Origin of the sequence: Cronobacter sp. HA18003, from assembly GCF_011605905.1 — a bacterium.
Taxonomy (GTDB): Bacteria; Pseudomonadota; Gammaproteobacteria; order Enterobacterales; family Enterobacteriaceae; genus Cronobacter; species Cronobacter sakazakii.
Genome location: NZ_JAANQO010000021.1, coordinates 261,905 through 285,669 on the forward strand (window position 1 = coordinate 261,905; position 23,765 = coordinate 285,669).

The 23,765-nt window shown below is 56.9% G+C and carries 22 protein-coding genes and 1 other RNA gene; 10 read left to right on the forward strand and 13 right to left on the reverse strand.

The features are described from left to right. The first annotated feature begins 24 nt into the window (after positions 1-24). The 3 genes from zapA (at position 25) to G6041_RS12410 (ending at position 1,192) form a co-directional block, all read left to right on the forward strand. Entirely contained in the window at positions 25-354 is a 330-nt protein-coding gene (gene zapA / locus G6041_RS12400) for a cell division protein ZapA (protein ID WP_004385658.1), read from the forward strand. A 42-nt stretch (positions 355-396) separates the two neighbouring features. Next, positions 397-580: non-coding RNA, 6S RNA (ssrS, locus tag G6041_RS12405), on the forward strand. A gap of 15 nt (positions 581-595) precedes the next feature. Further along, on the forward strand, positions 596-1,192 hold the full coding sequence (locus G6041_RS12410) for a 5-formyltetrahydrofolate cyclo-ligase (protein WP_041460682.1): 597 nt from the start codon (positions 596-598) through the stop codon (positions 1,190-1,192). Positions 1,193-1,278: 86 nt separating this feature from the next. On the opposite strand, the gene serA is transcribed toward G6041_RS12410, so the two are convergent. Continuing rightward, positions 1,279-2,517, reverse strand: coding sequence for a phosphoglycerate dehydrogenase (gene serA / locus G6041_RS12415; RefSeq protein ID WP_012123842.1), 1,239 nt, complete (start codon positions 2,515-2,517; stop codon positions 1,279-1,281). 269 nt (positions 2,518-2,786) lie between these two features. Next, the gene (rpiA, locus tag G6041_RS12420; protein ID WP_007796106.1) at positions 2,787-3,446 is read right to left on the reverse strand and encodes a ribose-5-phosphate isomerase RpiA; all 660 of its coding nucleotides are present in this window, start codon (positions 3,444-3,446) and stop codon (positions 2,787-2,789) included. Between the two features lie 167 nt (positions 3,447-3,613). On the opposite strand from rpiA, the gene argP reads away from it, so the two are divergent. Then, positions 3,614-4,507, forward strand: coding sequence for a DNA-binding transcriptional regulator ArgP (gene argP, locus G6041_RS12425; RefSeq protein ID WP_004385653.1), 894 nt, complete (start codon positions 3,614-3,616; stop codon positions 4,505-4,507). Between the two features lie 28 nt (positions 4,508-4,535). Here argP and G6041_RS12430 read toward each other — a convergent pair whose 3' ends face one another. From G6041_RS12430 to epd, 6 genes are all read right to left on the reverse strand, one after another. Continuing rightward, the gene (locus G6041_RS12430) at positions 4,536-5,333 is read right to left on the reverse strand and encodes an oxidative stress defense protein (protein WP_007870732.1); all 798 of its coding nucleotides are present in this window, start codon (positions 5,331-5,333) and stop codon (positions 4,536-4,538) included. 104 nt (positions 5,334-5,437) lie between these two features. Then, positions 5,438-6,073, reverse strand: a complete 636-nt coding sequence (gene argO, locus G6041_RS12435) for an arginine exporter ArgO (protein WP_007870733.1) — start codon at positions 6,071-6,073, stop codon at positions 5,438-5,440. A 146-nt stretch (positions 6,074-6,219) separates the two neighbouring features. Next, the gene (locus tag G6041_RS12440; protein WP_012123838.1) at positions 6,220-7,158 is read right to left on the reverse strand and encodes a small-conductance mechanosensitive channel MscS; all 939 of its coding nucleotides are present in this window, start codon (positions 7,156-7,158) and stop codon (positions 6,220-6,222) included. A gap of 190 nt (positions 7,159-7,348) precedes the next feature. Next, positions 7,349-8,425: a class II fructose-bisphosphate aldolase gene (gene fbaA, locus G6041_RS12445; RefSeq protein WP_004385649.1), complete on the reverse strand. Its 1,077-nt coding sequence runs from the start codon at positions 8,423-8,425 to the stop codon at positions 7,349-7,351. 96 nt (positions 8,426-8,521) lie between these two features. Further along, positions 8,522-9,685 (reverse strand): phosphoglycerate kinase, encoded by a 1,164-nt coding sequence (gene pgk / locus G6041_RS12450; RefSeq protein WP_004385648.1) that lies wholly within the window; start codon positions 9,683-9,685, stop codon positions 8,522-8,524. A 76-nt stretch (positions 9,686-9,761) separates the two neighbouring features. Further along, positions 9,762-10,781, reverse strand: a complete 1,020-nt coding sequence (gene epd, locus G6041_RS12455) for an erythrose-4-phosphate dehydrogenase (protein ID WP_004385647.1) — start codon at positions 10,779-10,781, stop codon at positions 9,762-9,764. A 353-nt stretch (positions 10,782-11,134) separates the two neighbouring features. Here epd and G6041_RS12460 point away from each other — a divergent pair, with 353 nt between their 5' ends. Continuing rightward, entirely contained in the window at positions 11,135-12,271 is a 1,137-nt protein-coding gene (locus tag G6041_RS12460) for an ADP-ribosylglycohydrolase family protein (RefSeq protein WP_012123837.1), read from the forward strand. Between the two features lie 55 nt (positions 12,272-12,326). On the opposite strand, the gene tkt is transcribed toward G6041_RS12460, so the two are convergent. Beyond that, positions 12,327-14,318: a transketolase gene (gene tkt / locus G6041_RS12465; RefSeq protein WP_012123836.1), complete on the reverse strand. Its 1,992-nt coding sequence runs from the start codon at positions 14,316-14,318 to the stop codon at positions 12,327-12,329. Between the two features lie 280 nt (positions 14,319-14,598). Here tkt and G6041_RS12470 point away from each other — a divergent pair, with 280 nt between their 5' ends. Then, a complete protein-coding gene (locus tag G6041_RS12470) occupies positions 14,599-15,357 on the forward strand; it encodes a M48 family metallopeptidase (RefSeq protein WP_004385643.1) in 759 nt (252 codons plus the stop codon). Between the two features lie 113 nt (positions 15,358-15,470). On the opposite strand, the gene speB is transcribed toward G6041_RS12470, so the two are convergent. The 4 genes from speB to G6041_RS21675 form a co-directional block, all read right to left on the reverse strand. Further along, entirely contained in the window at positions 15,471-16,391 is a 921-nt protein-coding gene (gene speB, locus G6041_RS12475) for an agmatinase (RefSeq protein ID WP_007718896.1), read from the reverse strand. 223 nt (positions 16,392-16,614) lie between these two features. Then, entirely contained in the window at positions 16,615-18,591 is a 1,977-nt protein-coding gene (gene speA, locus G6041_RS12480; RefSeq protein ID WP_004385640.1) for a biosynthetic arginine decarboxylase, read from the reverse strand. Further along, positions 18,584-18,730 (reverse strand): acid stress response protein YqgB, encoded by a 147-nt coding sequence (gene yqgB / locus G6041_RS12485; RefSeq protein ID WP_139153191.1) that lies wholly within the window; start codon positions 18,728-18,730, stop codon positions 18,584-18,586. Before yqgB ends, speA begins: the two co-directional genes overlap by 8 nt. Positions 18,731-18,817: 87 nt before the next feature. Beyond that, positions 18,818-18,964 carry a hypothetical protein gene (locus tag G6041_RS21675; RefSeq protein ID WP_419715444.1) on the reverse strand — a complete coding sequence of 49 codons (147 nt, stop codon included), beginning with the start codon at positions 18,962-18,964 and terminating at the stop codon, positions 18,818-18,820. Positions 18,965-19,384: 420 nt separating this feature from the next. On the opposite strand from G6041_RS21675, the gene metK reads away from it, so the two are divergent. The 4 genes from metK to endA all read left to right on the forward strand — a co-directional run bounded on the left by metK (position 19,385) and on the right by endA (position 23,734). Further along, a complete protein-coding gene (gene metK, locus G6041_RS12495) occupies positions 19,385-20,539 on the forward strand; it encodes a methionine adenosyltransferase (RefSeq protein ID WP_004385637.1) in 1,155 nt (384 codons plus the stop codon). Between the two features lie 413 nt (positions 20,540-20,952). After that, the gene (locus tag G6041_RS12500; RefSeq protein ID WP_007796137.1) at positions 20,953-22,347 is read left to right on the forward strand and encodes a sugar porter family MFS transporter; all 1,395 of its coding nucleotides are present in this window, start codon (positions 20,953-20,955) and stop codon (positions 22,345-22,347) included. 90 nt (positions 22,348-22,437) lie between these two features. Then, positions 22,438-22,938, forward strand: a complete 501-nt coding sequence (locus G6041_RS12505) for a SprT family zinc-dependent metalloprotease (RefSeq protein ID WP_012123832.1) — start codon at positions 22,438-22,440, stop codon at positions 22,936-22,938. A gap of 88 nt (positions 22,939-23,026) precedes the next feature. Next, positions 23,027-23,734 carry a deoxyribonuclease I gene (gene endA, locus G6041_RS12510; protein ID WP_012123831.1) on the forward strand — a complete coding sequence of 236 codons (708 nt, stop codon included), beginning with the start codon at positions 23,027-23,029 and terminating at the stop codon, positions 23,732-23,734. Positions 23,735-23,765 lie beyond the last annotated feature (31 nt).

A 23,765-nucleotide genomic window follows, 5' to 3' on the forward strand; every position in this document is an offset into this window, starting at 1 on the left:
GCGAGTCAACAGCAGGAAAGTGGAATGTCTGCACAACCAGTCGATATCCAAATTTTTGGGCGTTCACTGCGGGTGAATTGCCCGCCTGAACAGCGAGATGCACTGAATCAGGCTGCGGACGAGCTGAATCAACGGTTGCAAGATCTGAAAGTTCGCACTAGAGTCACCAATACTGAGCAGTTAGTTTTCATCGCAGCATTAAACATCTGTTATGAACTCGCTCAGGAAAAAGTGAAAACCCGTGACTACGCGGCCAACATGGAACAGCGTATCCGGATGCTCCAGCAGACCATTGAACAAGCATTACTTGAGCAAGGTCGCATAAGCGAAAGAGCGGAGCCTAAGTTTGAATAACGCTTCTGGGTCTACTATGGTAGAGTGACCGTGAAGCAAAAAATTTCTCTGAGATGTTCGCAAGCGGGCCAGTCCCCTGAGCCGATATTTCAAAAAAACAGAATGTGACGCTCCACGGTTGGTGAGCATGCTCGGTTCGTCCGAGAAGCCTGAAAACCGTGACGACGCATTCACCTTGAACCGCGGGTTCAAGGGTTACAGCCTGCGGCGGCATCTCGGAGATTCCCCTTCTTTTACTACCATGACAGAACTTCCCGTTACTTCAGACCTTCGTCAGCACATCCGTAAAGAGATCCGCCAGAAGCGTCGCGCGTTGACGGCTCACCAGCAGGCACATTTCGCTGAACAGGCCGCTGCCCGTATGCTGGGCTTCGCGCCGGTGGTGGAAGCCAAAAGCGTGGCGGTGTTTCTCTCATTTGATGGCGAACTCGATACCCGCCCACTGATCGAAGGCCTGTGGCGCGCCGGAAAACAGGTATACCTGCCTGTACTTCACCCTTTCAGCCCCGGCAATTTGCTGTTTTTGCGTTACCTGCCGGACAGCCTGCTCGCCACAAATCGTCTGAAAATTCTTGAGCCTGCGCTTGATGTGCGCCATGTGCTGCCGTTAGACCGTCTCGACGTGCTTATCACGCCGCTGGTGGCGTTTGACCGCACTGGGCAGCGCCTCGGCATGGGCGGCGGTTTTTACGACCGCACGCTGCAAAACTGGCGCGCGCACAGATTCTTGCCGGTCGGCTACGCGCACGACTGCCAGCAGGTAGAAAGCCTGCCTGTACAGGAGTGGGACATTCCACTGCCAGTGGTAGTGACGCCGACGAAAATCTGGCGCTGGTGAAATAAAAAGCCGGGTCGCTTACGCTCACCCGGCTCAACATCTCGTTCAGCAGGCCGGGTAAAATGCCCGGCTTTATAACATCAACATTAGTACAGCAGACGCGCGCGGATCGTGCCCTGAATCGCCTTCATGCTTTGCAGCGCGTTGTACGCGATGTCTTCCGGCGCATCAATATCAATCACCACATAACCCATCTGCGGCGTGGTTTGCAGATACTGCGCCGCGATGTTAATGCCCTGCTCGGCGAAGATCTGGTTGATGGCGGTCAGCACGCCCGGACGGTTTTCATGAATATGCAGCAGACGGCTGACGCTTCCGCCGTGCAGCGGCAGAGAAACTTCCGGGAAATTCACCGCTGAGAGCGTAGAGCCGTTGTCGGAGTATTTCGCGAGTTTGCCCGCCACTTCCAGACCGATGTTTTCCTGCGCTTCCTGGGTGGAACCACCGATGTGCGGCGTCAGGATCACGTTGTCGAATTCGCACAGCGGCGAGTTAAACGGATCGCTGTTGGTCGCAGGCTCAACCGGGAAAACGTCAATCGCGGCACCGGCCAGATGTTTGCTGGAGAGCGCCTCGCACAGCGCCGGGATATCGACCACCGTACCACGCGCGGCGTTAATCAGCAGCGCGCCGGGTTTCATCAGCGCCAGCTCTTCGGCACCAATCATATTTTTGGTGGACGCGTTTTCCGGCACGTGCAGGCTCACCACGTCGCTCATATTGAGCAGATCGGAGAGGTGCTGCACCTGCGTGGCGTTACCGAGCGGCAGCTTGCTTTCGATATCGTAGAAAAACACGTTCATCCCCAGCGATTCCGCAAGGATACCGAGCTGGGTGCCGATATGGCCGTAGCCAATAATGCCGAGTTTTTTTCCACGCGCTTCAAACGAGCCCGTCGCGAGCTTATTCCAGATGCCGCGATGCGCTTTGGCGTTCGCCTCCGGAATACCGCGCAGCAGCAGCAACAGCTCGCCAATGACCAGCTCGGCCACCGAGCGGGTGTTGGAGAACGGCGCGTTAAAGACCGGAATGCCGCGCTTCGCCGCCGCGTCCAGATCCACCTGATTGGTGCCGATGCAGAAGCAGCCGACCGCCACCAGTTTTTCCGCCGCGGCAAAAATCTCTTCAGTCAGATGAGTACGGGATCGCAGGCCGATAAAGTGCGCATCGCGGATGGACGCTTTCAGCTGTTCGCTGTCGAGCGCGCCCTTGTGGTATTCGATATTGGTATAACCTGCGGCACGCAGGCTATCGATGGCTTTCTGGTGAACCCCTTCCACCAGCAAGAATTTAATTTTGTCTTTCTCCAGCGATACTTTTGCCATTTCCCGACCCTGTCTTGTCTGAACTGTTATGAAGCTGAAATAAGCCAGCCTTCTGCCAACATATCAAAATTTGCGTTCCCGGCAATATGAACGTTTGCGTCGCGACGTTGAAGAAACATCACGCAGAGATAAAAGGCAGAAGAAAATGTTGCAGGGCAGAAATATGACGGAAGGATTAACAGGATGGAAACAAAAATGTGAGAGATGTCACCAAATTTAACGCAGGGGAATTTTTTTAACCGCAGGGGCGCCGGAGCGCCCCGGTCATATCATTTTACGATGGTTTTCACGCCATCGGCGGTGCCGATGAGCGCCACGTCCGCGCCGCGATTCGCAAACAGACCAACGGTAACGACGCCCGGAATGCCGTTAATGGCATTTTCCAGCGCGATCGGGTCGAGAATGGTTAAACCGTACACGTCCAGAATCACGTTGCCGTTATCCGTCACCACGCCCTGGCGATACTCCGGGCGTCCGCCGAGCTTCACCAGCTGACGCGCGACCGCGCTGCGAGCCATCGGGATCACTTCCACCGGCAGCGGGAAAGTGCCAAGCACATCCACCTGTTTGGACGCATCCGCGATACAGATGAACTTTTGCGCCACCGACGCGATGATTTTCTCGCGCGTCAGCGCCGCGCCGCCACCTTTGATCATCTGCATCTGGCCGTTGATTTCATCTGCGCCATCGACATAGATGCCCAGAGAATCCACCTCGTTAAGATCGAAAACAGTAATGCCTAAGCTTTTGAGCTTTGCGGTGGAGGCGTCAGAGCTGGAAACCGCGCCTTCAATCTCGTTTTTCATGGTGCCCAGCGCGTCGATAAAATGCGCGGCGGTGGAACCGGTGCCTACGCCGACAATCGTGCCCGGCTCGACATACTTCAGTGCGGCCCAGCCGACGGCTTTTTTAAGTTCATCCTGCGTCATGAGAGTTTTGCCTGTGGTGTAAAAACTGTGGCGCATTATAAAACAACCCGCCGGGCAATGGGGGAGTCATTCTGCGGCACAGCTCCGATGTTTGCGTTTGGGTCTGTATCCGGTGCAAATTTATGTCATAGTGCGGAACATAACGAGACAGGGAGCACACCAGAGAGATGAAACGCCCGGACTACCGAACACTACAGGCGCTGGATGCGGTAATCAGAGAGCGCGGGTTTGAGCGCGCCGCACAAAAGCTGTGTATTACGCAGTCCGCCGTGTCACAACGTATTAAACAGCTGGAAAACACCTTCGGCCAGCCGCTGCTGGTGCGCACCGTGCCACCGCGCCCGACCGAGCAAGGGCAAAAGCTGCTGGCTCTGCTGCGCCAGGTTGAGCTGCTGGAAGAAGAGTGGCTGGGCGATGAACAGACCGGTTCAACGCCGCTGCTGCTGTCGCTCGCGGTCAACGCCGACAGTCTCGCGACCTGGCTTTTGCCCGCGCTGGCCCCCGTGCTGGCGGATTCGCCAGTGCGTCTTAATTTGCAGGTGGAAGATGAAACCCGCACCCAGGAGCGGCTGCGCCGCGGTGAAGTGGTCGGCGCGGTAAGTATTCAGCCGCAGGCGTTACCGAGCTGTCTCGTCGATCAACTGGGCGCGCTGGACTATCTCTTTGTCGCCTCGAAACCTTTTGCCGATCGCTACTTTCCAAACGGCGTGACGCGCGCGTCGCTTCTGAAAGCGCCCGCCGTCGCGTTCGACCATCTGGATGATATGCATCAGGCGTTTTTACAGCAGAATTTCGATCTGCCGCCAGGCAGCGTGCCCTGCCACATCGTTAACTCGTCAGAAGCCTTCGTACAGCTGGCCCGTCAGGGCACTACGTGCTGTATGATCCCGCACCTGCAAATTGAAAAAGAGCTGCAAAGCGGTGAGCTTATCGACCTTACGCCTGGGCTGTACCAGCGCCGGATGCTCTTCTGGCACCGATTTGCGCCGGAAAGCAGAATGATGCGCAAGGTTACCGATGCGCTGCTGGAATACGGCCACAAAGTGTTGCGTCAGGATTAAAAAACCCGCCGGATGGCGGGTTTTTCGTTTACTGCTGTGATGGCGCGTTGGTCGCCGCAGGCGCAGTGCCCTGGCTTCCCGAACCATTCTGATTCGCCGTACCGCTCTGCGCCTGAGAAGGCTCAAGTTCAAACACCACATCCACCTGATCGTCAAACTGGATAGTCTGCTGATCGTAGGTGTCCTGCGCAGAAGCCGGCGCTGCCGCTTCGGCTTTCATCATGCGCATCACAGGCGTCGGCTGGTAGTTAGAGACGTGATAACGCACGCTGTAAACCGGGCCAAGTTTACTGTTAAAGCCGCTCGCCAGCTGCTGCGCCTGACGCACCGCGTCATCGATAGCCGCTTTGCGGGCTTTATCTTTATATTCATCCGGGTGCGCCACGCCTAAAGAGACGGAGCGGATTTCATTCAGGCCCGCTTTCAGCGCGCCATCCAGCAGCTCGTTCAGTTTATCGAGCTTGCGCAACGTCACGTCGACGGTACGTACCGCACGATAGCCTTTCAGCTGGGTTTTACCATCCTTGAGGTACTCATATTCCGGCTGGGTACGCAGGTTAGCGGCGTTAACGTCTTTTTTCTCAACGCCGTTATTTTGCAGGAAAGTCAGGTACTGCCCTACTCGCTCGTCCGCCTGTTTTTTTGCCGCCGCCGCGTCTTTCGCGGAAACATTGACCTCAATAGCCAGCGTCGCGATATCCGGTATCGCATCCACGCTCGCCGTGCCGGAGGTGACGATATGCGGGCCGTTGGGCAGTTCATTCGCCTGCACAGACGCCGCGCCGAAACCAATCATTGCCGCAAGGGCCATCACTTTAAACTTCACTGTTCTTCCTCCATGCTGCGTGCAAGTAAAACTGCCCGCCAGAGAGTGTCGGGCATCTGCCTGCAAGCTTAGCGGTTCAGTGCCGAATGTCCATCAGAGAAGGCTTAGAGGCCGAGCGCAGACAGATTTTCTATCCCTTCGCGCGCCAGCTGGAAGGCGATAACCCACATCACCAGACCAACTAACAGATTAATCATCCGTTGCGCGCGTGCGGTACGAAGCCGCGGCGCAAGCCAGGCGGCAAGCAGCGCAAGGCTGAAGAACCAGACGACAGACGCGCTGATGGTGCCGAGCGCAAAGGCGCGTTTCGGTATGGCGTCAAGCTGCCCGCCAAGGCTGCCGAGCACCACAAAGGTATCAAGATAAACGTGCGGATTAAGCCAGGTCACCGCGAGCATCGTGGTGATAATACGCAGCCTGCCCTGTTTGAGAACGTCTGCCGATGCCAGTTCCGGGTTGCCCGCCAGCGCAGTTTTCAGCGCCCCGAAACCGTACCATAGCAAAAACGCCACGCCGCCCCATGTCACCAGCGCCAGCAGCCAGGGCGACTGCATCAGGATGGCGCTGCCGCCAAAAATTCCGGCGCAGATCAGGACGACATCGCTCAGCGCACAGAGCGAGGCGATCATCAGATGATACTGGCGGCGGATACCCTGATTGAGCACAAAAGCGTTTTGCGGGCCGAGCGGCAAAATCATCGCTGCCCCCAAGGCAAACCCCTGAAAATAAAAACTTAACACGTTGCGTTCCTGAAGAGTGGCTATGACAGGCGCTCAGTGTACGGGCTGCTTTTCATTAGCAGAAACGAATAATTTTAATCACTAATAAGCAAATCTAATAAAGAAAAGCAAAAAAAACGGCCTGCGTGTGGCAGACCGTCCTGAGCTTACTGGCCGTCGGCCGGTTTTTCTTTCGGCGCGTCAGGCTGTGTAATAATCGCTGACTGCGGCGCTTGCGGCTGAGTTTTCTCTTCAGCCTCGATTTTTACCGGCTTGTAATGCACATCCATCTGCGGGTAAGGAATGCCGATACCGTTGGCATCCAGCGTTTTCTTGATGCGCTCCAGCACGTCCCAGTAAACCTCCTGCAGATCGCTGCTTTTACTCCACACGCGAATGACAAAGTTCACAGACGACGCGCCCAGTTCGTTCATGCGCACCGTCATTTCACGATCTTTCAGAATGCGGTCTTCGGACTGAATAATCTCAGTCAGCAGCGCGCGCACTTTATCGATATCCGCGTCGTAAGACACACCAATGATAAATTCATTACGGCGTACCGGCTCGCGGGAGAAGTTAATAATGTTGCCTGCAATGATTTTTCCGTTCGGCACCACGACGATACGCCCATCCGGCGTGCGAAGCGTAGTGGAGAAGATCTGCACATGCAGCACGGAGCCCGCGACGCCGCCAAGATCGACATATTCACCCGCACGGAACGGACGGAACGTGACCAGCAGAACGCCTGCCGCGAGGTTTGAGAGTGAGCCTTGTAAAGCCAGACCCACGGCCAGACCGGCGGCACCGAGTACGGCGATGACGGACGCCGTCTGCACACCCACTCGGCCCAGCGCGGCAATCAGCGTAAAGGCGATGATCCCGTAGCGCACCAGGGCTGAGAGGAAATCCGCCACGGTGGCGTCGATATGACGGGCAACCATAACGCGGTTAAGCGTATTGGAAATGGCGCGCGCCACAATCATCCCGACAATAATAATGGCGATAGCCGCCACGATATTCACGGCGTAGCTGATAAGCAGCGCCTGGTTGCGCACCAGCCAGCCGCCGGCGTTATTAATGCTGTCTATTACGTGTAAATCATCCATTCGACATCCTTTCCCCTGGTCGGGTGATTGATAAACTGCCCGGATTGCGGCAGCGCCAGTCGTTAAAGGGTAAACAAAACCCCGGCGCTCTGCCAGTCGACCACCCGCGAATCAGATTTCGGTATGTTGCTCTTCCCAAAAAGAAAAGCCCACCAGAGGTGGGCTTTTTCAGATGACGCTGTAGAAAAGATTACAGTACGTCTACCGCGTTCAGTTCTTTGAACGCCTGCTCCAGACGAGTCACCATGCTGGTCTGCGCGGCGCGCAGCCATACGCGCGGATCGTAGTATTTCTTGTTCGGCTGGTCTTCGCCTTTCGGGTTGCCCAGCTGACCCTGCAGGTAAGCTTCGTTTTCTTTGTAGTACTTCAGAATACCTTCCCAGGTTGCCCACTGGGTGTCGGTATCGATGTTCATTTTGATTACGCCGTAGCTGACGGAATCTTTGATTTCCTGAGCGGAAGAACCGGAACCGCCGTGGAACACGAAGTTCAGGCTGTTGTGCGGCAGGTTGTGTTTCTTAGAAACATATTCCTGAGAGTCGCGCAGGATGGTCGGGGTCAGTTTTACGTTACCCGGTTTGTAAACGCCGTGTACGTTACCGAAGGACGCCGCGATGGTGAAACGGTGGCTGATCGCGTTCAGTTTGGTGTACGCGTAGTCAACGTCTTCCGGCTGGGTGTAGAGTGCGGAAGCGTCCATATGGCTGTTGTCCACGCCATCTTCTTCACCGCCGGTGCAGCCCAGTTCGATTTCCAGGGTCATGCCCATTTTGGACATGCGCTCCAGGTATTTGGAGCAGATTTCGATGTTCTCTTCCAGAGACTCTTCAGAAAGGTCGATCATGTGAGAAGAGAACAGCGGTTTGCCGGTAGCGGCAAAGTGTTTTTCACCCGCGTCCAGCAGGCCGTCGATCCACGGCAGCAGTTTCTTCGCGCAGTGGTCGGTGTGCAGGATAACCGGCACGCCGTAGTGTTCAGCCATCTGGTGAACGTGATGCGCACCGGAGATAGCGCCCAGAATCGCTGCCTGCTGGCCTTCGCCTTTGAAGCCTTTGCCTGCGATAAACGCGGCACCGCCGTTAGAGAACTGAACGATAACCGGCGCTTTAACTTTCGCAGCGGTTTCCAGAACGGCGTTAATGGAATCGGTACCCACGCAGTTAACTGCCGGCAGCGCAAAGTTGTTCTCTTTAGCTACCTGGAATACTTTCTGTACGTCGTCGCCAGTGATGACGCCCGGTTTTACGAAATCAAAAATTTTAGACATATTGCGTTGTCCTGTATGTGTATCTTCGACCGTTGAAAAGGGTAAGCGAGCTGTCAGGCGCGCTGAAAAACAGGCGGGATGCCCCGCCTGCTTAGATTATTTCTTCGCGCGCTCTTCGAGCATCGCAACTGCCGGCAGGACTTTGCCTTCCACGAATTCGAGGAATGCGCCGCCGCCAGTGGAGATGTAGGAGATTTTGTCGGCGATGCCGAACATGTCGATAGCCGCCAGGGTGTCGCCGCCGCCGGCGATGGAGAACGCGTCGCTTTCAGCGATAGCGCGAGCCACAATTTCGGTGCCTTTACGGAAGTTCGGGAACTCGAACACGCCCACCGGGCCGTTCCACAGAATGGTTTTGGCGTTTTTCAGGATTTCAGCCAGTTTCTCAGCGGAAACGTCGCCCATATCCAGGATCTGCTCTTCATCTTTGATTTCAGTAACAGATTTCAGGGTAGCCGGCGCGGTTTCAGAGAACTCGGTCGCTACGCGAACGTCAGTCGGAACCGGAATGTCGCAGGTGCCCAGCAGGCGTTTCGCTTCGTCAACCAGATCCGCTTCATACAGAGATTTACCGACGTTGTGGCCCTGGGCTGCAACGAAGGTGTTGGCGATACCGCCGCCCACGATCAGCTGGTCAGCAATTTTAGACAGGGAGTCCAGTACGGTCAGTTTGGTAGAAACTTTAGAACCACCCACGATAGCAACCATCGGGCGAGCCGGCTCTTTCAACGCTTTACCCAGCGCGTCCAGTTCTTCTGCCAGCAGCGGGCCTGCGCACGCGACGTCAGCGAATTTCGCAACACCGTGAGTGGAAGCCTGCGCGCGGTGCGCGGTACCAAAGGCATCCATTACGAACACGTCGCACAGGGACGCATACTTTTTCGCCAGTGTTTCGTCGTCTTTCTTCTCGCCTTTGTTAAAGCGAACGTTTTCTAAAACGACCAGCTCGCCTTCGGCCACTTCAACGCCGTCGAGGTAGTCTTTCGCCAGGCGAACCGGGGAGTTCAGTTTGTCTTTCAGGTAGTTAACTACCGGCAGCAGAGAGAATTCTTCGTTGTATTCGCCTTCGGTCGGGCGGCCCAGGTGGGACGTCACCATCACTTTAGCGCCCTGTTTCAGAGCCAGTTCGATGGTCGGCAGGGAGGCGCGGATACGCGCGTCAGAGGTAACTTTACCCTCTTTTACCGGAACGTTGAGATCGGCGCGGATCAGAACGCGTTTACCTGCCAGATCCAGATCGGTCATCTTAATTACAGACATGGTGAATCCTCTCGTTGATTCTTAAAGTTTTGCAGACACCATACGCACAGGCCTTAAGGCCATAACGCATGAAATCTTACCTGAAACCAATAGCTGCCATCGCTAACGTGGTGTCGAGCATCCGGTTAGCGAAGCCCCATTCGTTATCGCACCAGACCAGGGTTTTAATCAGGTGCGCTCCACTCACCCGTGTCTGGGTGCCGTCCACAATGGCGCTGTGCGGATCGTGGTTAAAATCTGTTGAGACCAACGGTAATTCCGTATAGTCAACTATACCATGAAATGCACCCTGTGCCGCTTTTTGCAGCAACAGGTTGACTTCATAGGCTTTTACCGGTTTTTGCACCGTCACGCTTAAATCAATGGCCGTCACATTAATGGTAGGCACGCGCACCGCAATTGCCTCAAAGCGGTCATGGAATTTAGGAAAAATACGCGTTATACCGGCGGCAAGCCTGGTATCGACCGGAATGATGGACTGGCTGGCCGCGCGAGTGCGGCGCAGATCCGGATGATAAGCGTCGATAACCTGTTGATCGTGCATGGCGGAATGGATGGTCGTCACGGTGCCGGATTCAATCCCGAACGCGTCGTCCATCAGCTTAATAATCGGAATAATGCAGTTGGTGGTGCAGGAGGCGTTAGAAACAATGCGATGCTCAGCGCGCAGTTCTTCTTCATTAACGCCGTAAACGACGGTGGCATCGAGATCGTTGCCGCCCGGGTGTGAGAACAGCACTTTGCGCGCGCCCGCTTCGAGATGGGCGATGCCATCGGCGCGGCTGCCGTAAACGCCGGTGCAATCGAGCACCACGTCCACATCCAGCGCTTTCCAGGGCAGCGCGTTGATGTCGCGCTCATGCAGCAGGCGAATGACATCGTTGCCAATCCAGAGCTGCTCGCCTTCCTGACGGACATCCCACGCGAAGCGGCCGTGGCTGGTGTCATATTTCAGCAAATGCGCCATGCCCGCAGCATCGGCCAGCTCATTAATGGCGACCACACTGATTTCCGCGCGACGGCCGGACTCATACAACGCACGAACTACGTTGCGCCCGATGCGACCGAAGCCATTAATCGCTACGCGTAAGGTCATATCTCTCCTGCCAGAATCCCGGATGTGAAGGAGCTGACAGAGTAATGCAGCCACCTTTGAAGGGGAATCCTCGCCCGTCACAAACTACAACCGTTTGATGGATTGTCGAACAATCAGTCGACTGAAACGCTTCAGCAAGAATAAGCGAAACGTGGAATAAAAGGAATGATAACGCAGCGAAATGACACTAACTTCTGACCTGCATCACATTTTTTCTGGAATAAATTCCACCATTACACCTGCCGGGGTGAATGACGGACAGAAATAAACCATAACGGCAGTCAATATCGACGTTACGCGCCCGCCGCCGCATCCTACAATGGTCACAACTCCACATTAACAAAGGGACGGTGATGGCGTATCCAGAAGAGTACGAAAACGCGGCAAGGCTTGCCACTCTGCGCGCGCGGTTTCGCGGCTGTTTGCTCGGCGGTGCCGTGGGCGATGCGCTCGGCGGACCGGTGGAATTTTTACGGCTTGCGGAAATCACTGCGCGCTTCGGGGCGCATGGCGTCACGGATTATGAATACGCATGGGGCGGCATCGGGAAAATCACGGACGATACGCAGATGACGCTCTTTACCGCCGAAGGATTGTTACGGGCCTGGATGCGTGCGGCGATACGCGGCATCGGCCCATCGTTCACCGGTGTGACCGCTCACGCGTATTTGCGCTGGCTGCTGACGCAGGGCGAGCGCAACCGCCACAATCTGCTGGATAAAACGCAGTTATCCGGCTGGCTTATCGGGCATAACGCCCTCTTCCATGCCCGCGCGCCGGGCAACACATGCCTCAGCGCACTGCGCGAAATGCGCGCCTTCGGCGAACCGGCCCGTAACGACAGCAAAGGCTGCGGCGGCGTTATGCGCGTGGCACCGGTGGGGCTTTTTTACGTGCGTTACCCGGGCGGCGATTTACTGAAAGCGGCGTTTGACACCGGCTGCCAGCTCGCCGCGCTCACGCACGGTCATCCGACCGGCTATCTCACCGGCGGTGTGCTGGCCGCACTGGTTTTGCAGCTCGTACAGGGAGAATCCCTTGACGCTGCGCTGACGCGCTCGCTGGATTTACTGAAAAACGCGCCGCAGCATGAAGAAACATGGCGCGCACTGGAGCATGCGCGCACGCTCGCCGCCGCGCCGCTTACGCCGCGGGAGGCTATCAAAACACTGGGCGAGGGATGGGTGGCCGAAGAGGCGCTCGCCATCGCGCTGTTTTGCGCGCTGCGCGCCCGCTCGTTTGAAGAGGGCGTACTGATGGCGGTAAACCATGACGGCGATTCCGACTCGACCGGCGCGATAGCCGGGAACCTGCTCGGCGCGATGTACGGCATCACGGCCCTGCCGGAAACATGGCTGGCGCGGCTTGAGCTTAACGCGGTGATTCAGGAAATGGCGGATGATTTGCTGGACTACCGCGACTGGCCAGTCTCTGACTACGATAACTCATCGTTTGCCATCGCGTTGCGGGCAAAATATCCGGGCGACTGAGCCAAAAAAAACGGGAGGCGCTGGCCTCCCGTTCGTTTTATAACGCTATGCGCGATTACAGCAGCGCTTTCGCCTTGCTTACCACGTTATCCACGGTAAAGCCGAACTCTTCAAACAGCTGCTCAGCCGGCGCGGATTCGCCGAAGGTCCTCATACCGACGATAGCGCCGTTCAGGCCAACGTATTTGAACCAGTAGTCGGCGATGCCCGCTTCGATAGCCACGCGCGCGCTGACCGCTTTCGGCAGCACGGCTTCGCGGTAAGCGGCATCCTGTTTGTCGAAAACATCGGTAGACGGCATGGAAACCACGCGCGCTTTCACGCCTTCTGCAGCCAGTTTATCGGCAGCGGCAACCGCCAGTTCAACTTCAGAGCCGGTGGCGATGAAGATGATTTGCGGCTGGCCGTCGCAGTCTTTCAGGATGTAGGCACCGCGGGCGATATCCGCCAGCTGCTGCTCGCTACGTTCCTGCTGCGCCAGGTTCTGACGGGAGAAGATCAGCGCCGTCGGGCCATCGTGGCGCTCAACCGCGTATTTCCACGCTACCGCAGATTCCACCTGGTCGCACGGACGCCATGTGCTCATGTTCGGGGTCACACGCAGCGCCGCCAGCTGTTCAACCGGCTGGTGGGTCGGGCCGTCTTCGCCAAGACCGATGGAGTCGTGGGTGTAGACCATCACCTGACGCTGCTTCATCAGCGCAGCCATACGCACCGCGTTACGGGCATATTCCACAAACATCAGGAAGGTCGAGGTGTACGGCAGGAAACCGCCGTGCAGCGCGATACCGTTCGCGATGGCGGTCATGCCGAATTCGCGCACGCCGTAGTGAATGTAGTTGCCTGCGGCATCTTCATTAATTGCTTTCGAGCCAGACCAGATGGTCAGGTTGCTCGGCGCGAGATCCGCAGAGCCGCCCAGGAATTCCGGCAGCAGTTTGCCGAAGGCTTCGATAGCGTTCTGAGAGGCTTTACGACTGGCGATTTTCGCCGGGTTCGCCTGCAGGTTCGCGATGAACTCCTGCGCTTTCGCGGCGAAATCAGCCGGCATTTCGCCTTTCATACGGCGGGTGAATTCAGCGGCTTCCTGCGGGAATGCTTTCGTGTAGGCCGCGAATTTTTCGTTCCAGGCGCTTTCTTTGGCCTGGCCCATCTCTTTGGCATCCCACTGCGCGTAGATTTCCTGCGGGATCACAAACGGCTCATATTTCCAGCCCAGCTGTTCGCGGGTCGCGGCCACTTCGGCGTCGCCCAGCGGCGCGCCGTGGGAATCATGGGTGCCTGCTTTGTTCGGCGAGCCGAAACCGATAACGGTTTTGCACATCAGCAGAGACGGTTTGTCGGTAACAGAACGCGCTTCTTCGATGGCGCGCTTGATGGAATCGGCGTCGTGGCCGTCCACGCCGCGCACCACGTGCCAGCCGTAGGCTTCAAAGCGTTTAGCGGTATCGTCGGTGAACCAGCCTTCAATGTGGCCGTCGATGGAGATGCCGTTGTCATCGTAGAACGCCACCAGTTTGCCGAGGCCCAGCGTACCGGCCAGCGAGCAGACTTCGTGGGAGATGCCTTCCATCATGCAGCCGTCGCCCAGGAAGGCGTAGGTGTAGTGGTCGACAATGTCATGCCCAGGACGGTTGAACTGCGCTGCCAGCGTGCGCTCGGCGATAGCCATGCCGACCGCGTTCGCAATCCCCTGCCCCAGCGGACCGGTCGTGGTTTCCACGCCAGGCGTATAGCCGACTTCCGGGTGGCCCGGCGTTTTGGAATGCAGCTGACGGAAGTTCTTCAGCTCTTCGATCGGCAGATCGTAACCGGTGAGGTGCAGCAGGCTGTAAATCAGCATGGAGCCGTGACCGTTGGACAGCACGAAGCGGTCGCGGTCGGCCCAGGACGGGTTCTGCGGGTTATGGTTCAGGAAATCACGCCACAGGACTTCGGCAATGTCAGCCATGCCCATCGGGGCACCCGGATGGCCGGATTTGGCTTTTTGTACTGCGTCCATGCTGAGCGCACGAATAGCATTGGCAAGCTCTTTACGAGAGGACATTTTGACTCCAGATCGGATAGTTGAAGGCCACGCCTTGTTAACGGCTTGACTACTACGCGTTATGGGCTACGCCCGAAAAAGTGTCCCACAATGTAACCCAAGCGGCTGGGCATGTACATGGAGCATCCTTTTGTCCGATAAGAAATCTCTGGAAGCCGCTCGCAGTTTGCGCAACCCACTCGCCGCAGGTGCGCAAACCTCTTTATACTAAGCCGCAAGCCAGCGAAGCCGTTTCGCGGCGACGATAATGAAAACCTCAATGGAGCGTGGAAGCATAACGATGAAAATGCGCGCGATAGTACTGAGCATGACCGCAGCAGCGCTGCTGAGCGGCTGCCAAAACATGAATTCCAACGGCCTGCTGAGCTCAGGTGCCGAGGCGTTCCAGGCCTATACCTTAAGCGACGCGCAGGTAAAAGCGTTGAGCGACGAAGCCTGTAAATCGCAGGACAGCAAAGCGAAAATCGCGCCAGCGAACAGCCAGTATACGCAGCGCCTGAACAAAATCGCCGCGGCGCTTGGCGATAACATCAACGGCCAGCCGGTGAACTACAAGGTTTACGAGGAAAAAGACGTCAACGCCTTCGCGATGGCAAACGGCTGCATCCGCGTTTACAGCGGTCTGATGGACATGATGAACGATAACGAAGTGGAAGCGGTGATTGGCCATGAAATGGGCCACGTCGCGCTGGGCCATGTGAAGCGCGGCATGCAGGTGGCGCTGGGCACCAACGCGCTGCGTGGTGCGGCGGCTTCTGCGGGCGGCATCGTGGGCAGCCTGTCGCAGTCGCAGCTGGGCGAGCTTGGCGAACAGCTGGTGAACGCCCAGTTCTCGCAGCGTCAGGAATCTGAAGCGGATGACTACTCTTACGATCTGCTGCGTAAACGCGGCATTAATCCGTCAGGGCTTGCCACCAGCTTTGAGAAACTCGCGAAGCTGGAAAAAGGCCGTCAGAGCTCCATGTTCGACGATCACCCGGCCTCAGAAGCGCGCGCGCAGCACATTCGCGATCGCATGAAGGCAGACGGGCTGAAATAAGCGGCTTTAGCTATATAAAAGAAAACGCCGGACAGGGTTTCGCCTTGTCCGGCGTTTTTGCGAATGAATACTGTCAGCCCGGCTCAGCATTACGCTGCCGGGCCTGGCACAGATTACTCGCCTTTTTTCGCCGCCTGGATGTAGAGCATTTCCAGCGCCAGCGTCGCAGCGGCCAGCGCGGTGATATCAGACTGGTCGTATGCCGGTGCCACTTCCACAATATCCATACCGACGATGTTCAGATCCTGAATGCCGCGCAGCAGTTTCAGCGCGCGATCGGAGGTCAGGCCGCCAATCACCGGCGTGCCGGTGCCCGGTGCGAACGCCGGATCCAGGCAGTCGATGTCGAACGTCAGGTATACCGGCATGTCGCCGACAATCTGTTTCACCTGTGCCACCACATCGTCAACGGTGCGGTCGTTCACCTGCGGCGCGTCCAGCACGGTAAAGCCGTTGTCTTTGTCGAACTCGGTACGAATACCAATCTGCACCGAGCGGGTCGGATCGATCAGGCCTTCGTTCGGCGCGGTGTAGAACATGGTGCCGTGGTCAAATTCACAGCCGTTGGCGTAGGTATCGGTATGCGCGTCGAAATGCACCAGCGCCATTTTACCGAAGTGCTTCGCGTGGGCGCGCAGCAGCGGCAGCGTCACGAAGTGGTCACCGCCGAAAGAGAGCATACGCTTACCGGCCGCCAGCAGTTTTTCCGCGTGCGCCTGGAGTTTCTCGCTCATCTCGCGCGCATCGCCGAACGCGTAAACCAGATCGCCGCAGTCCACGACGTTCAGGCGCTTACGCATATCGAAGTTCCACGGGAAGCGGTTGCCTTCCCACGCGAGGTTGGTGGATACCTGACGAATAGCGGCAGGTCCGAAGCGGCTGCCCGAACGGCCAGAGGTGGCCATATCAAACGGAATACCGGTGATCACCCACTCGGCGTCGCTGTCATACGGCATGAAATTCAACGGCAGGCGTAAAAAACCAAAGGCGTTGGAAACCAGGGAGTTGTCGTACTGATGGCCTAAGGTGTTCATGAATCTGACCTCTTTTTAAGGTTGAGACGTGGGATAAAAAAAATCCCCTCCGCGTCGTTAAACCCGACGAGGAAGGGATGGATTCGTGTACAGCGTGTTGGCGCGGATTATCGCCAGATTTTCGTTCAGGTTCAATAGCGCGTGGCTCATGCTCGTCAGTATAGAACAGGAAATTTCGCCGCGCGTTTTTTAACCTCCTGACCGGCAGGAGGCTAAAACCTGATTACTCGTCTTCGAGATAGGTGTAGCCGTACAGGCCGCTCTCGAACTCTTCCAGGAACTGCTGTTGCAGCGCGGCATCAAGACCAGTCTGTTTGACCTGATCGCGAAAGTGCGTCAGCAGCGTATCCGGGTCGAGCTGGACGTAACGCAGCATATCCGCCACGGTGTCGCCTTCATCGGAAAGCTCCACTTCCACGCTGCCATCCGGGAACACAAACACGTCCACCGCTTCGGTATCGCCGAAGAGGTTATGCATGTTGCCCAGAATCTCCTGATACGCCCCCACCATAAAGAAGCCCAGCGGCGGCGGGTTTTCCGGATCGTATTCCGGCAGCGGCATGGTGGTCGCGATGCCGTCGCCATCGACGTAGTGATCGATGGTGCCGTCGGAGTCACAGGTAATATCGAGCAGCACGCCACGGCGCGTCGGCGCGTGGTTCAGACCTTCCAGCGGCAGCACCGGGAAGAGCTGATCGATACCCCAGGCATCCGGCATCGACTGGAACAGCGAAAAGTTGACGTAAATCTTATCCGCCATGCGCTCCTGCAGTTCGTCGATAATCGGGCGATGCGCGCGGTTTTGCGGATCGAGCTGTTTCTGCACTTCCTGGCACAGGCTCAGGTAAAGCTGTTCCGCCCAGGCGCGATCCTGGAGCGAATATGACCCGGAAGAGTAGCCGATATGAATATCGTGCAGATCCATCTGGCTGTCGTGCAGCCACTCGCGCAGCGAACGGCGCGTGCCCGGCTCGTGCATCTCCTGCCAGGTTTCCCACATGCTTTGCAGCGGGCGCGGCGCGTCTTCAGACGGCGCGGTCGGCTCGGTATATTCGTTACGCTCAACGCCGATGATATTGGAAACCAGCACGGTGTGGTGCGCGGTTACCGCGCGGCCGGATTCGGTAATGACCGTCGGGTGCGGCAGGCCGTTTTCTTCACACGCGTCGCCGATAGCCCAGATAATGTTGTTCGCGTATTCGTTCAGGCCATAGTTGACCGAGCAGTCAGACTGCGAGCGCGTCCCTTCATAGTCCACGCCCAGGCCACCGCCCACGTCGAAGCACTGAATATTCACGCCAAGCTTGTGCAGTTCCACATAGAAGCGGGCGGATTCGCGCACGCCGGTGGCGATATCGCGGATATTCGCCATCTGGGAACCCAGGTGGAAGTGCAGCAGTTGCAGGCTGTCGAGACGATTGGCCTCGCGCAGCATCTCAACCAGTTGCAGCACCTGCGTCGCCGCCAGGCCAAATTTCGATTTTTCGCCGCCGGAAGACTGCCATTTGCCGGAGCCCTGCGAGGCGAGACGCGCACGCACGCCAAGACGCGGGATCACGTTCAGGCGTTCGGCTTCTTCCAGCACGATTTTGATTTCTGACATCTTCTCGATGACCAGATAGACCTTGTGGCCCATCTTCTCGCCGATCAGCGCCAGACGAATATATTCGCGGTCTTTATAGCCGTTGCAGACGATAACGCTGCGGGTCATGCCCGCGTGCGCCAGTACCGCCATCAGCTCCGCTTTGGAGCCCGCTTCCAGGCCCAGCGGCTCGCCGGAGTGGATCAGCGATTCAATCACGCGACGATGCTGGTTTACCTTAATCGGGTAGACCAGGAAGTAGTCGCCGTTATAGCCGTAGGATTCACGGGCGCGCTTAAACGCCGCGTTAATGGAACGCAGGCGATGTTGCAGGATCTGCGGGAAGCAGAACAGCGCAGGCAGGCGCTGGCCCTGAGCTTCACGCTCCTTTACCAGCTTCGCGAGATCGACGCGCGCTTCGGGGACGTCAGGATCCGGGCAAACGCTGATATGGCCCAGTTCGTTGACGTCGTAGTAGTTATTGCCCCACCAGGCAATATTGTAAGTACGCAGCATCTTGCTGGCTTCCTGGGAGCTCATTGCAACCTCCTGCATGGAACGTAGTACACCCTGTTCGCCCGCTGACGAAGGCGAAGATGAAAAGATGTCGTCAGACATAGCGAACCTCAAATTTTGTCGAAAGTGTAAAACAGTTAACTACTATCGCAGCGTTACACTGTGATAACAACCCATAAACAGCAGAGTTATCCAGCACATAGTGCTGACCACCCCGCCGCGCGACCGGTTTCTTATTCATATCATTGTAAAACACGTAACCGAACTCCGTGTGACGGGTCGGCGAAACCACGAGAAAACTCCTGACGTCAGGAGAGCCCTTGTTCAGTTATCGCAAGCCGTGACCGGCCCGGGAATCCTGAGAAGCGCCGAGATGGGTAGAACATCGGCAGGTTTGCAAAAAAGAGATGCAGGTTGCGGGGGAAAAGCGCACGCCAGAACGGCATGGCAGATTAAGCGAATAACGGCGGTTCATTATCTGGTATCACCTCCACGCCAGCCCTTGTAGACCGGCGATAAGCCAAAGCTAAAAATCACTCTCAGCCCGGCTGGAAGTGGCGACACGGAGAGGGTTTCCGTGCGCTTTTTTGCAGGAGCCGCGCGCGCCGTTTTATACCGGGAACACAGGTAAAAAGCAAAACAAAAAAGCGCCGTTTGCCGTCCTTGTCAGGAATTCTTACCAGCGCGGCGTTAAAGGTATTGTTCAATGCCGCAAAAACTGCTGGAAATCGGCTTAAGATTTAACCTAGAATAGCCGTCCAGATGTTAATCCATCTATACTGATTAACACTTAGCCTTCCTGTGTGTTTACCTGCATGGCCGCAGAATTTTCTTCTTAGATGGCACCGACACACGGTATGCTGAGCTAATTGATTTATCCAGGGTGATACAAAACATGGCAAAACACCTTTTTACTTCTGAATCTGTCTCAGAAGGACATCCCGATAAAATTGCGGACCAGATCTCCGATGCAGTGCTGGACGCCATTCTTGAGCAGGATCCGAAAGCACGCGTGGCCTGCGAAACGTACGTGAAAACCGGCATGGTGCTGGTCGGCGGTGAAATCACCACCAGCGCGTGGGTCGATATCGAAGAGATTACCCGCAACACCGTACGCGAAATCGGCTACGTCCATTCCGATATGGGCTTTGACGCCAACTCCTGCGCCGTACTGAGCGCTATCGGCAAACAGTCTCCGGACATCAACCAGGGCGTTGACCGCACCGATCCGCTTGAGCAGGGCGCGGGCGACCAGGGCCTGATGTTTGGCTACGCCACCAACGAAACCGACGTGCTGATGCCTGCGCCGGTCACCTACGCGCACCGTCTGGTACAGCGTCAGGCGGAAGTGCGTAAAAACGGCACGCTGCCGTGGCTGCGCCCGGATGCGAAAAGCCAGGTCACGTTCCAGTACGATGGCGGCAAAATCGTGGGTATTGATGCCGTTGTGCTCTCCACGCAGCACGCGGAAGACATCGAGCAGAACGTTCTGCACGACGCGGTCATGGAAGAGATCATCAAGCCGGTTCTGCCTGCGGAATGGCTGAATGAATCCACCAAATATTTCATCAACCCGACGGGCCGTTTCGTTATCGGCGGGCCGATGGGCGACTGCGGTCTGACCGGTCGTAAGATCATCGTTGATACCTACGGCGGCATGGCGCGTCACGGTGGCGGCGCGTTCTCCGGTAAGGACCCGTCTAAAGTTGACCGTTCCGCAGCGTATGCGGCGCGTTACGTGGCGAAAAACATCGTGGCCGCAGGCCTGGCTGACCGTTGTGAAATCCAGGTTTCCTACGCCATCGGCGTCGCGGAGCCGACTTCCATCATGGTTGAAACGTTCGGCACCGAGAAGATCGCCACCGAGCAGCTCACCCTGCTGGTGCGTGAGTTCTTCGACCTGCGTCCGTACGGCCTGATCCAGATGCTGGATCTGCTGCACCCGATCTATAAAGAGACCGCCGCTTACGGTCACTTTGGTCGCGAACACTTCCCGTGGGAAAAAACCGACAAAGCGCAGTTGCTGCGCGACGCTGCCGGTCTGAAATAATCCCTGCGTGGTTCTCTTAAAGGCCAGCCTTGTGCTGGCCTTTTGCTTTTTGGGTGGTGATAGCCCCCTGCCCCTTCTTCTTTTCTGCCAGCAGCTATACTTTCTGCCATCGCGACGGACACGATCTTACTGAAACCGATTACATGAGCTGGAAAAGCGGCGTTTTTTCGGAATTGTCTATACGCAAACGCTCCTTCTGCGGTCTGTTACATCCCGCTTCGGTTTAGTCTGAATTCCTCTCCGCCGCTTCGTTTCTGTCTACACTAATTAACTGATTAAAAAAGGGATAAGCGCTTTACACAAGCTGACACCAGTGTAACCGATTACACGCACGTGACTGATATCACATATTTTTACGTTACGCTAACTTACCCTTTACCACGATAAAACCAATAACCCAACTGGAGGGCAGTATGCCTGACAATAAAAAACAGGGGCGTTCACACAAGGCCATGACGTTCTTCGTCTGCTTTCTGGCGGCCCTGGCTGGACTTCTTTTCGGCCTCGATATCGGCGTCATTGCGGGCGCGCTGCCCTTCATCGCCAAAGATTTTAATATCACGCCGCATCAACAGGAGTGGGTGGTCAGCTCCATGATGTTCGGTGCCGCGGTCGGCGCGGTCGGCAGCGGCTGGCTCTCTTCGCGTCTCGGGCGTAAATACAGCCTGATGATTGGCTCCGTGCTGTTCGTTATCGGCTCCCTCTGCTCGGCGTTCGCGCCGAATGTGGAAGTGCTGATTATCTCCCGCGTGCTGCTGGGCCTCGCGGTCGGTATCGCCTCCTACACCGCGCCGCTGTACCTCTCTGAAATTGCGCCGGAGAAAATCCGCGGCAGTATGATTTCTATGTATCAGCTGATGATCACCATCGGGATTCTGGGCGCGTATCTCTCTGACACCGCGTTCAGCTACAGCGGCGCCTGGCGCTGGATGCTGGGGGTTATCACTATCCCGGCCATCCTGCTGCTGATTGGCGTTTTCTTCCTGCCGGACAGCCCACGCTGGTTCGCCGCCAAACGCCGCTTCCACGACGCCGAGCGCGTCCTGCTGCGCCTGCGTGACTCCAGCGCTGAAGCCAAACGCGAGCTGGAAGAGATTCGTGAAAGCCTGAAGGTAAAACAGGGCGGCTGGGCGCTGTTTAAAGACAACAGCAACTTCCGCCGCGCGGTCTTCCTCGGCATTCTGTTGCAGGTGATGCAGCAGTTCACCGGGATGAACGTCATCATGTATTACGCGCCGAAAATCTTTGAACTGGCGGGTTACTCCAACACCACCGAGCAGATGTGGGGCACCGTAATTGTCGGCCTGACCAACGTCCTGGCGACCTTTATCGCCATCGGCCTGGTTGACCGCTGGGGCCGTAAACCGACGCTGATTCTGGGCTTTATCGTCATGGCCGCCGGTATGGGCATTCTCGGCACCATGCTGCACATGGGCATCGACAGCCCGGCTGGCCAGTACTTCGCCGTCGCGATGCTGCTGATGTTCATCATCGGTTTCGCCATGAGCGCCGGTCCGCTGATTTGGGTGCTGTGCTCTGAGATTCAGCCGCTGAAAGGCCGCGATTTCGGCATCACGCTCTCCACCACGACCAACTGGATTGCGAACATGATTGTCGGTGCGACCTTCCTCACCATGCTCAACACGCTGGGCAACGCGCCGACCTTCTGGGTCTACGCTGGTCTCAACCTGTTCTTCATCGTGCTGACCGTACTGCTGGTACCGGAAACCAAGCACGTGTCGCTGGAGCATATTGAACGTAACCTGATGCAGGGCCGTAAACTGCGCGACATCGGTTCGAACGACTAAGCCTGACCTTGCCGCCCGTTCATGCGGGCGGTATGCGCAAGGGGCTGCCGCCTCTTGCGCCCATCCCCTCCTCAGCTCTATCCTCTCGCTATGAAAACCCCACGTCTCCCTATCGCCATTCAACAGGCCGTAATGCGCAGCCTGCGCGACGCTCTCGCACGCGCTAACCTCAAACTTGGCCGCAACTACCCTGAACCGAAACTGGTCTATCAACAGCGCGGCACCGCGGCGGGCACCGCCTGGCTCGAAAGCTATGAAATCCGCTTAAATCCGGTACTGCTGATGGAAAACCAGCAGGCGTTTATTGATGAAGTGGTGCCGCACGAGCTGGCGCACCTGCTGGTCTGGAAGCATTTTGGCCGCGTGCCGCCGCACGGCAAAGAGTGGAAATGGATGATGGAAAGCGTGCTTGGCGTTCCGGCGCGCCGTACGCATCAGTTTGAGCTCGATTCGGTGCGAGCCAATACCTTCCCCTACCGCTGTCGCTGCCAGCAGCATCAGCTCACCATCCGCCGTCATAACCGCGTCGTGCGCGGCGAAACCCAGTACCGCTGCGTGCGCTGCGGCGATACGCTGGTTGCAGAAAACTGACGCCTTCAGGAAATTTCTGGCAATAACCGATTGCTTCCGGCGCCCGCCTTCGTTACGTTGCGAACACCTTCGGACAAGGAGCTGGAAGATGTCTCGCAAAATTACACTGGCGGCGGCGCTGTGCGTCGCCTTTGCCGCACCCGCCGCGCTGGCGTCCGGTATTCATAGTTTCAGCCAGGCCAAAGCCGCTGGCGTGAAAATCAACGCCGACGCACCTGGCGATTTCTACTGCGGCTGCCCGATTACCTGGCAGGGCAAAAAAGGGATCCCCGATCTCAAGGCCTGCGGCTATCAGGTGCGGAAAAACGAAAACCGCGCCTCGCGCATCGAATGGGAGCACGTGGTGCCCGCGTGGCAGTTCGGCCACCAGCGCCAGTGCTGGCAGAATGGCGGGCGGAAAAACTGCGATAAAGACCCGGTCTATCGCGAAATGGAAACCGATCTTCATAACCTGCAACCCGCCGTTGGCGAGGTGAACGGCGATCGCGGCAATTTCCTCTACAGCCAGTGGCGCGGCGGTGAAGGCCAGTACGGCCAGTGCGAAATGAAAGTCGATTTTAAAAATAAACAGGCCGAGCCGCCTGCCCGCGCCCGCGGCGCTATCGCGCGTACCTATTTCTATATGCGCGATAAATATCAGCTCAACCTGTCGCGCGCCCAGACGCAGCTTTTCGAGGCCTGGAACAAGCTCTACCCGGTGACGCCGTGGGAGTGTACCCGCGACGAACGCATCGCGAAGGTGCAGGGCAACCATAACCCCTATGTACAGCAGGCTTGCCAGGGGCAAAACCGCTAACCTACACTACCGGGCAATTGTTAACGCAGGG

Bases quoted from the DNA above. Each gene is read 5' to 3' on its own strand.
- G6041_RS21675 (WP_419715444.1), bottom strand. From the start codon at position 18,964: ATGAACCGCCGTTATTCGCTTAATCTGCCATGCCGTTCTGGCGTGCGC.
- G6041_RS12470 (WP_004385643.1), top strand. From the start codon at position 14,599: ATGAAAATGCGCGCGATAGTACTGAGCATGACCGCAGCAGCGCTGCTG.
- G6041_RS12460 (WP_012123837.1), top strand. From the start codon at position 11,135: ATGGCGTATCCAGAAGAGTACGAAAACGCGGCAAGGCTTGCCACTCTG.
- G6041_RS12505 (WP_012123832.1), top strand. From the start codon at position 22,438: ATGAAAACCCCACGTCTCCCTATCGCCATTCAACAGGCCGTAATGCGC.
- G6041_RS12500 (WP_007796137.1), top strand. From the start codon at position 20,953: ATGCCTGACAATAAAAAACAGGGGCGTTCACACAAGGCCATGACGTTC.
- G6041_RS12440 (WP_012123838.1), bottom strand. From the start codon at position 7,158: ATGGATGATTTACACGTAATAGACAGCATTAATAACGCCGGCGGCTGG.
- endA (WP_012123831.1), top strand. From the start codon at position 23,027: ATGTCTCGCAAAATTACACTGGCGGCGGCGCTGTGCGTCGCCTTTGCC.
- speB (WP_007718896.1), bottom strand. From the start codon at position 16,391: ATGAACACCTTAGGCCATCAGTACGACAACTCCCTGGTTTCCAACGCC.
- metK (WP_004385637.1), top strand. From the start codon at position 19,385: ATGGCAAAACACCTTTTTACTTCTGAATCTGTCTCAGAAGGACATCCC.
- serA (WP_012123842.1), bottom strand. From the start codon at position 2,517: ATGGCAAAAGTATCGCTGGAGAAAGACAAAATTAAATTCTTGCTGGTG.
- zapA (WP_004385658.1), top strand. From the start codon at position 25: ATGTCTGCACAACCAGTCGATATCCAAATTTTTGGGCGTTCACTGCGG.
- epd (WP_004385647.1), bottom strand. From the start codon at position 10,781: ATGACCTTACGCGTAGCGATTAATGGCTTCGGTCGCATCGGGCGCAAC.
- rpiA (WP_007796106.1), bottom strand. From the start codon at position 3,446: ATGACGCAGGATGAACTTAAAAAAGCCGTCGGCTGGGCCGCACTGAAG.
- fbaA (WP_004385649.1), bottom strand. From the start codon at position 8,425: ATGTCTAAAATTTTTGATTTCGTAAAACCGGGCGTCATCACTGGCGAC.
- speA (WP_004385640.1), bottom strand. From the start codon at position 18,591: ATGTCTGACGACATCTTTTCATCTTCGCCTTCGTCAGCGGGCGAACAG.
- tkt (WP_012123836.1), bottom strand. From the start codon at position 14,318: ATGTCCTCTCGTAAAGAGCTTGCCAATGCTATTCGTGCGCTCAGCATG.
- argP (WP_004385653.1), top strand. From the start codon at position 3,614: ATGAAACGCCCGGACTACCGAACACTACAGGCGCTGGATGCGGTAATC.
- G6041_RS12410 (WP_041460682.1), top strand. From the start codon at position 596: ATGACAGAACTTCCCGTTACTTCAGACCTTCGTCAGCACATCCGTAAA.
- yqgB (WP_139153191.1), bottom strand. From the start codon at position 18,730: ATGAATAAGAAACCGGTCGCGCGGCGGGGTGGTCAGCACTATGTGCTG.
- pgk (WP_004385648.1), bottom strand. From the start codon at position 9,685: ATGTCTGTAATTAAGATGACCGATCTGGATCTGGCAGGTAAACGCGTT.